Source organism: Candidatus Magnetaquiglobus sp. (genome assembly GCF_058402785.1).
On sequence record NZ_JBZVFG010000049.1, the window covers coordinates 22,313 to 27,746 of the forward strand.

General features: G+C 51.0%; 4 protein-coding genes. All 4 read left to right on the forward strand.

What is annotated here, in order from left to right; genetic code table 11:
- The first annotated feature begins 294 nt into the window (after positions 1-294).
- Positions 295-1,161 (forward strand): ABC transporter permease, encoded by an 867-nt coding sequence (locus ACV4UY_RS13790; protein WP_491608159.1) that lies wholly within the window; start codon positions 295-297, stop codon positions 1,159-1,161.
- Between the two features lie 12 nt (positions 1,162-1,173).
- Entirely contained in the window at positions 1,174-2,454 is a 1,281-nt protein-coding gene (locus tag ACV4UY_RS13795) for an ABC transporter ATP-binding protein (RefSeq protein ID WP_491608160.1), read from the forward strand.
- Positions 2,455-2,590: 136 nt separating this feature from the next.
- Positions 2,591-3,781 carry a radical SAM/SPASM domain-containing protein gene (locus ACV4UY_RS13800; protein WP_491608161.1) on the forward strand — a complete coding sequence of 397 codons (1,191 nt, stop codon included), beginning with the start codon at positions 2,591-2,593 and terminating at the stop codon, positions 3,779-3,781.
- A 117-nt stretch (positions 3,782-3,898) separates the two neighbouring features.
- Positions 3,899-5,245 carry a B12-binding domain-containing radical SAM protein gene (locus tag ACV4UY_RS13805; RefSeq protein WP_491608162.1) on the forward strand — a complete coding sequence of 449 codons (1,347 nt, stop codon included), beginning with the start codon at positions 3,899-3,901 and terminating at the stop codon, positions 5,243-5,245.
- Positions 5,246-5,434 lie beyond the last annotated feature (189 nt).

The window sequence follows — 5,434 nt, forward strand, 5'->3', positions numbered from 1 at the left end:
ACTTCACAAATCTTCACCGTGGGATTCCCTTTCGGGCGTTCCACGGTCGGGAGATATGAAGGTTGATGACTCCTTGACCGGGAAGAAGGATGTGGATTAAAGATTGTAAAGATGGAAGGGTCTCGGGAATGATCGTGGATTGTCCATGGCCAGGACAATCATCCACCATTTCCCACGCTTCCCCGACACGCCTGACCATGACACATGAATATGGCCGCATGACGATCCCGCCCGCTTCCAACCCAGCAGCATGCGGCCACAGCCCCACCAAACCTCAAACGAGATCCACCACCCATGTCCGATCATCCTGGGATTGATCCTTTGGAAGAGACCCTCTACACATCCGATTCCAACGTCATCCATCCTGTCGCGATCCTGCGTTCGGTGTTGCGCAATTTTTGGAAATCGCGTGAATTGGCATGGCTGTTGATTGTTCGTGAAACCAAGCAACGTTACAGACAATCCAGATTTGGCCTTCTCTGGATCCTGATCACCCCTTTATTATCAACTTTGATTTTCGCATTGCTGCTGCACAAGAAAATATTAAATATTGAAACCACCGATATTCCCTACCCGATCTATGTCATGCTTGGAACCATGCTCTGGCAAATCTTTTCGGAAAGCATCACCACCCCCTTGAAATCGTTCAATTCGTTCGTTCCCATCATGATCAAGATCAACATGTATCGGGAAGCGCCGATTTTGTCCGGTCTGGTTCAGGTTCTTTTTCTCATGGCCATGCAACTGGTATTGACCGGAATGCTGCTGGCCTTTTTCCATGGCATTTCATCATCCATCCTGCTCGTTCCACTTCTGATTCTGCCACTGATCGTTTTCGGTACCGCCATTGGCATTCTTCTGGTGCCTCTCGGCATTCTTTACAAGGATGTCGGCGAGGGAACCAACGTGCTGTTGCGCATTGGCTTTCTGGTGACCCCCATTGCCTATCCGGCCCCACAGGAGTGGCCGTGGTCCTTGTTGATGACGCTCAATCCGGTTGTTCCGTTGTTGCAGGGGTGTCGGGATTGGATGGCCAAGGGGGTGATGAGCGATCCGTTCGCCTATGGAATGGCCAGTGGTGGCGCGTTGTTGCTGTTGATGATCGCGCTGATTTTTTATCACATCACCATACCGGTCGTCCTGGAAAGATTGGGCGCCTGAGGAACCGATTCCGTGAACGATGAACTGGTTCGGGTGGAGAACGTCTCCAAGAAATTCTGCCGCGATTTGAGACGCTCCTTGCATTACGGCATCACGGACATGATGCGCGCGGTTCGTGGCCAAGCCCGAGAGCATCGGTTGCGCACCGATGAGTTCTGGGCCATCCAGGATGTCTCCTTTTCCCTCAAGCGCGGGGAGATCGTCGGCATCATCGGACCCAACGGGGCGGGCAAAACCACCCTGTTGCGCCTGATCAACGGATTGATTCTTCCGGATCAAGGGCAGATCCACCTGCGTGGCAGAATCGGCGCCCTGATTCAGCTGGGCGCCGGTTTCAGTCCGATCTTAAGCGGTCGGGAGAACATTTTCGTGAATGCCGCCATTCTTGGCATGTCCAAGAGCGAGATCCATCATCGGTTGGATCAGATCATCGAGTTTGCCGATATCGGGGAGTTCATCGACTCGCCGGTGCAATCCTACAGTTCCGGGATGCGGGCGCGCCTGGGATTTGCCGTGGCCATCCACATGAATCCGGATATCCTGCTGGTGGATGAAATTCTGGCCGTGGGGGACATGATCTTTCGCAACAAGGCCATGGCGCGCATGCAGCAGCTCGCCCAATCCGGCATGGCGATCATCTTCATTTCCCACAATCTCGATCAAGTGGACCGTCTCTGCACCAGAGCCATCTTTTTCAAGAGCGGTCAATGCGTCGCCGATGGCCCGACACGGGAAATCATTACCCGCTATGTCGCGGCCTGCACGCCGCAGGTCAAAGGGGCCCAGTATCTTCACCATCCTGGCACGGAACAGACCCTGTGGGTTGAACAGGTCTCGTTGCACAATGACGCCGGCGAAGCGATACAACAGCTTGAATCCTGTGCGCCGTTGATTTTGCGCATGACGTTCGAAGCCAAGGTCGATCTTGAGGCGCCGATTTTTTTCTTCATGATCGAAGCGCCAGCCCGACAAGTCATTGCCGCGATCATCACCCAAAGTGCCGATCACGGGGAGCGGCCCTCTTTCCTGCGCGGACGACATACCCTGGAGGCAAGAATTCCCCATTTATCCTTGTTACCAGGGCATTATACATTCCGTGCATCCGTATTCAAAAAGGGCAAGGTAGAGATGATTGGCCGCATTACCCAATTGGCCAATTTACAGATCATACCCCATTCCCAACAAAGCATCATTTCCAATGAAAACGTTTTTGTCGAATTGGCCTCCTCATGGCAAGCCTTGGAACCATGCTACCCCGACGAGCAGCGAAACATGAAACAGGAAAGGGTATAATCTTCCGACAATCAAACAGATGATCAACAATCTGGATGGACATCGCATTTCGGAAGATCCTTATTGAAAATGAATTCGATTTGCCATATTCTTGACATCGCCATCCATCAAGTCCGGTTCAACCAAAAAAAGTGCCATGAAATCAGTTATCGACCATTTGCAAGCCAATCTGCGGCGGCTCTTCTCCGGCACCTCTTCTGAAAAGCGGAAACCAGAAGTGAATGGGTTGAACCAAATCAAAAAACTGTTGCACTCCCTCGAAACCGTTTCCGCGGATGCGTATCACAAAGGGTCGTTCCAAAACCACCAAACAATCTCCACTCTTCCCAAGAAAATGGGAGAAATCGAGATCAATGACTCCTGCAACCTCAATTGCAGCATGTGTCAGACGGCCCTGTCCACGCGTCAGAAGGGGTTGATGAATCTGGATCTCTTTGAAGAGACGGTCAAAGCCAGCGTCGCGGCTGGGATCACCCGCACCAATCTGCATACCATCGGCGATCCGCTGATGAACAAAAAACTGCGCGATTATCTGACGATTCTGCGCAAATACAAACTTCCCGTGAATGCCCTGTCCACAAATGGACTGCTTCTGGAACGCCACCTGGATCTGCTGTTCGAATACCGGGATGTCATACGTTCCATGCGCTTCTCCATCGATGCCGTGAACCCGGAAACCTACGCGAAGATCCGAGTAGGCGGGAATTTGAAGAGTCTGCATGAAAATTTGATCCAATTCGTCACCAGGAACAATCAAGCCGAAAATCCCTATCCGATTGGCATCAATGCGGTGGTCTCCATGGATAATTACCATGAGATCGCATTCATTCCAATGATGTTTTCCTATGTCACCCAGCCTGAGAAATTCACGTTTCATCACATCTCTTCGCTGAGTCCGGACAACGTGTATTTCAACACCAAAAGCTGCTTTCCCATGCAGGCCAGATCCGCAACGCCGTGTGACATGTTGTGGAACAGCATCTATACCCTCAAGGAAGGAGTTTTGACCTGCTGTTGTCGGGATTACAATGCCGATAACGTTTTTGGCAAAATCGGTGAAGATTCATTGGAAAAGCTGTTCAACAGTCCGCTGATCCAGTCCTGGAGACAGGCCCATCTGACCGGGGATTTCGATCGGATGCCTTCAGCCTGTCAGACCTGCTATTGTGTTGACCCACGCCTGGATCAATTGCTTCATGCCATCATCCAATATTTCTACTTGGATATCCGGAAACATCCGGTCTATTTGCAGAGTGTCTTGGATCAGATCCTGCCTTGTTTGCAGGCAAATGATTACGGCACGGTCGGAAAGATTGTTGGACTGTAACGATTCAGGATTCCCACGCTTGCAGGGGCCAATGGCCCCAGGACCCCGCCAAATGTAGGTCCTGAATCGTTACGTTGGAATGTTGAGCGACTCGCATAATCTGACAGGGAGGTATCCATGAAGGTCGTTATCATCAATCCTGTCAACCAAGGACGCGGACCCAATGCCTTCCGTCCTCCCTTTGGATTGTTGTGCATCTCTTCGGTCCTGTTGAAGCGTCATGTGGAAGTGGTTTGGATCGATGCCGATGTCCTGCGCGATCATGACCGGGTGATGCAGCTTATTGGCGAGCACCCGGACGCGGACCTGCTGGCCACGGGTGGCATGCATTCGTGTTATCCCTATATCAAGCAACTGTTCGAAGATCTGGTTGCGCGCCACAACACCATCCCCACCATCCTGGGTGGTCGCATCGCCTCCTCCATCAAGCATATCCTCTGGGCGTATATTCCGGGAATCGACATGCTCTGCGAGCAGGAAGGCGAACCGGTCATCGATGCCTTGATCAACAATCTCCCGAATTGGGAGAATACACCCGGAATCCAATATAAAAAGAATGGGCAACTGATCGTCAATCCCCCAGCCGCGACCATACCCGCCCTGGAGAGAATGCCAAACCTTCCCTGGCATTTTCTCTCGGATCACTATTTTCCCAAAGGGGTCGGCTTTCTTCTCACCGGACGGGGTTGCCCTTTCAAGTGTCACTTCTGTCGCGTGGAGGATCAACCCACCGAAAAGTATCGTACCATCGAAATGGATGAGATCATGAAAGATGTGCGCTACATGATCGAACAGCGCAATGTGTCTAAGATCATCATCATCGATGAGCTGTTTATGCAAAAAAAATCAAGGGTCATGGAATTCTGTCAAAGAATCAAGGAATTCAAGATCGAATGGCGTTGCAGTGCCAGGGGAGACTCCATCACGGAAGCGGATCTGCCCCTGTTGCATGCGATGCGGGATGCCGGGTGCCGGGAGTTGAATGTGGGTTTGGAAACCGGCAGCCGCGAAATGTTGGTGCGCATGAACAAAAAACTCAACCTGGAGCGCGCGGAACGCAGCATTCAACTGGTCAGACAGACTGGCATGGAAATCAATCCTACTTTCATCTTTGCCTATCCGGGAGAAACCAGAAAAACCGCTTTGGAGAGCATACGCTGGCGCAAAAAGATGAATCTGCCTGGTGGGTATTTTTATGCAACCCCCTATCCGGGTTCGGAATTGTATAACGAATGGATTGCAAAGCACCATTACAACATCGAAATGGAAGAGAAACTGTTGACTCAATCCCTGAGCTTGAAGAATTTCAGAGTCAACATGACCGATATGCCGGATTGGCGGGTGAAACTGCTGAATGCAGAGTGTTTGTTTCGTCTCAACCCGCTCAATTATAATTATTATCACTACATTAAACAGCCTTTGCGAGCCTTGAGAAAGCAACTGATTGCAGCTGTCAGGTTTTGAGAAAGCACGGATTGCAGCTGTCAGACATTAAACCGCACCCATCACGGGATGTGTGGTTTCATTATCAAGGGTCCAGGGGGATTATCCCCCTGGTGGGATCCAAGGGCAAAGCCTTTGGGACTTTGTTTTTGATTTTAGGGCGTGTTGACATTCAATAATTTGATCCATATCCTGTCTCGCAGGAGGTGA

Coding starts and splice junctions, on each gene's coding strand:
- ACV4UY_RS13790 (WP_491608159.1), top strand. CDS start 295: ATGTCCGATCATCCTGGGATTGATCCTTTGGAAGAGACCCTCTACACA.
- ACV4UY_RS13805 (WP_491608162.1), top strand. CDS start 3,899: ATGAAGGTCGTTATCATCAATCCTGTCAACCAAGGACGCGGACCCAAT.
- ACV4UY_RS13800 (WP_491608161.1), top strand. CDS start 2,591: ATGAAATCAGTTATCGACCATTTGCAAGCCAATCTGCGGCGGCTCTTC.